The organism is Pseudomonas sp. GV105 (assembly GCF_003058185.1).
GTDB lineage: Bacteria > Pseudomonadota > Gammaproteobacteria > Pseudomonadales > Pseudomonadaceae > Aquipseudomonas > Aquipseudomonas veronii.
The window spans coordinates 1,832-5,183 of sequence record NZ_QBUF01000031.1; the positions used below are offsets into that span (position 1 = coordinate 1,832).

2 rRNA genes are annotated in these 3,352 nt (G+C 50.9%); both read left to right on the forward strand.

Features of this window, described 5'->3' with window-relative positions:
• Positions 1 to 164: 164 nt before the first annotated feature.
• Positions 165 to 3,055: ribosomal RNA gene (locus C8K66_RS30405) — 23S ribosomal RNA — on the forward strand.
• A gap of 156 nt (positions 3,056 to 3,211) precedes the next feature.
• Positions 3,212 to 3,327 (forward strand): 5S ribosomal RNA (gene rrf, locus C8K66_RS30410).
• The last annotated feature ends 25 nt before the right edge of the window (positions 3,328 to 3,352 follow it).

Sequence of the window (3,352 nt, forward strand, 5' to 3'; positions counted from 1 at the left end):
TCGTTCTTTAAAAATTTGGGTATGTGATAGAAAGATAGACTGAACGTTACTTTCACTGGTAACGGATCAGGCTAAGGTAAAATTTGTGAGTTCTCTTAATTGAGAAATTCGAATTTTCGGCGAATGTCGTCTTCACAGTATAACCAGATTGCTTGGGGTTATATGGTCAAGTGAAGAAGCGCATACGGTGGATGCCTTGGCAGTCAGAGGCGATGAAAGACGTGGTAGCCTGCGAAAAGCTTCGGGGAGTCGGCAAACAGACTTTGATCCGGAGATGTCTGAATGGGGGAACCCAGCCATCATAAGATGGTTACCTTACACTGAATACATAGGTGTAAGGGGCGAACCAGGGGAACTGAAACATCTAAGTACCCTGAGGAAAAGAAATCAACCGAGATTCCCTTAGTAGTGGCGAGCGAACGGGGACTAGCCCTTAAGTGGCTTTGAGATTAGCGGAACGCTCTGGAAAGTGCGGCCATAGTGGGTGATAGCCCTGTACGCGAAAATCTCTTAGTCATGAAATCGAGTAGGACGGAGCACGAGAAACTTTGTCTGAATATGGGGGGACCATCCTCCAAGGCTAAATACTACTGACTGACCGATAGTGAACTAGTACCGTGAGGGAAAGGCGAAAAGAACCCCGGAGAGGGGAGTGAAATAGATCCTGAAACCGTATGCGTACAAGCAGTGGGAGCCTACTTGTTAGGTGACTGCGTACCTTTTGTATAATGGGTCAGCGACTTATTTTCAGTGGCGAGCTTAACCGAATAGGGGAGGCGTAGCGAAAGCGAGTCTTAATAGGGCGTCTAGTCGCTGGGAATAGACCCGAAACCGGGCGATCTATCCATGGGCAGGTTGAAGGTTGGGTAACACTAACTGGAGGACCGAACCGACTACCGTTGAAAAGTTAGCGGATGACCTGTGGATCGGAGTGAAAGGCTAATCAAGCTCGGAGATAGCTGGTTCTCCTCGAAAGCTATTTAGGTAGCGCCTCATGTATCACTGTAGGGGGTAGAGCACTGTTTCGGCTAGGGGGTCATCCCGACTTACCAAACCGATGCAAACTCCGAATACCTACAAGTGCCGAGCATGGGAGACACACGGCGGGTGCTAACGTCCGTCGTGAAAAGGGAAACAACCCAGACCGTCAGCTAAGGTCCCAAAGTTATGGTTAAGTGGGAAACGATGTGGGAAGGCTTAGACAGCTAGGAGGTTGGCTTAGAAGCAGCCACCCTTTAAAGAAAGCGTAATAGCTCACTAGTCGAGTCGGCCTGCGCGGAAGATGTAACGGGGCTCAAACCATACACCGAAGCTACGGGTATCACGTAAGTGATGCGGTAGAGGAGCGTTCTGTAAGCCTGTGAAGGTGAGTTGAGAAGCTTGCTGGAGGTATCAGAAGTGCGAATGCTGACATGAGTAACGATAATGGGTGTGAAAAACACCCACGCCGAAAGACCAAGGTTTCCTGCGCAACGTTAATCGACGCAGGGTTAGTCGGTCCCTAAGGCGAGGCTGAAAAGCGTAGTCGATGGAAAACAGGTTAATATTCCTGTACTTCTGGTTATTGCGATGGAGGGACGGAGAAGGCTAGGCCAGCTTGGCGTTGGTTGTCCAAGTTTAAGGTGGTAGGCTGGAATCTTAGGTAAATCCGGGATTCTAAGGCCGAGAGCTGATGACGAGTCATCTTTTAGATGACGAAGTGGTTGATGCCATGCTTCCAAGAAAAGCTTCTAAGCTTCAGGTAACCAGGAACCGTACCCCAAACCGACACAGGTGGTTGGGTAGAGAATACCAAGGCGCTTGAGAGAACTCGGGTGAAGGAACTAGGCAAAATGGCACCGTAACTTCGGGAGAAGGTGCGCCGGTGAGGGTGAAGGACTTGCTCCGTAAGCTCATGCCGGTCGAAGATACCAGGCCGCTGCGACTGTTTATTAAAAACACAGCACTCTGCAAACACGAAAGTGGACGTATAGGGTGTGACGCCTGCCCGGTGCCGGAAGGTTAATTGATGGGGTTAGCTAACGCGAAGCTCTTGATCGAAGCCCCGGTAAACGGCGGCCGTAACTATAACGGTCCTAAGGTAGCGAAATTCCTTGTCGGGTAAGTTCCGACCTGCACGAATGGCGTAACGATGGCGGCGCTGTCTCCACCCGAGACTCAGTGAAATTGAAATCGCTGTGAAGATGCAGTGTATCCGCGGCTAGACGGAAAGACCCCGTGAACCTTTACTATAGCTTTGCACTGGACTTTGAATTTGCTTGTGTAGGATAGGTGGGAGGCTTTGAAGCGTGGACGCCAGTTCGCGTGGAGCCAACCTTGAAATACCACCCTGGCAACTTTGAGGTTCTAACTCAGGTCCGTTATCCGGATCGAGGACAGTGTATGGTGGGTAGTTTGACTGGGGCGGTCTCCTCCTAAAGAGTAACGGAGGAGTACGAAGGTGCGCTCAGACCGGTCGGAAATCGGTCGTAGAGTATAAAGGCAAAAGCGCGCTTGACTGCGAGACAGACACGTCGAGCAGGTACGAAAGTAGGTCTTAGTGATCCGGTGGTTCTGTATGGAAGGGCCATCGCTCAACGGATAAAAGGTACTCCGGGGATAACAGGCTGATACCGCCCAAGAGTTCATATCGACGGCGGTGTTTGGCACCTCGATGTCGGCTCATCACATCCTGGGGCTGAAGCCGGTCCCAAGGGTATGGCTGTTCGCCATTTAAAGTGGTACGCGAGCTGGGTTTAGAACGTCGTGAGACAGTTCGGTCCCTATCTGCCGTGGACGTTTGAGATTTGAGAGGGGCTGCTCCTAGTACGAGAGGACCGGAGTGGACGAACCTCTGGTGTTCCGGTTGTCACGCCAGTGGCATTGCCGGGTAGCTATGTTCGGAATAGATAACCGCTGAAAGCATCTAAGCGGGAAACTAGCCTCAAGATGAGATCTCACTGGGACCTTGAGTCCCCTGAAGGGCCGTCGAAGACTACGACGTTGATAGGTTGGGTGTGTAAGCGCTGTGAGGCGTTGAGCTAACCAATACTAATTGCCCGTGAGGCTTGACCATATAACACCCAAGCAATTTGCGAACTCGAAAGAGACCAGATTGCGGTGTGTGAAGACGAAACGAACCGAAAGTTCGACTCTTACAAAACACCGAAAGCTATCACATACCCAATTTGCTGAAGCGAGGCCAACAGGCCACGACTCAGTACCCGAATTTCTTGACGACCATAGAGCATTGGAACCACCTGATCCCATCCCGAACTCAGCAGTGAAACGATGCATCGCCGATGGTAGTGTGGGGTTTCCCCATGTGAGAGTAGGTCATCGTCAAGATTAAATTCCAGAACCCCTGTTTGCT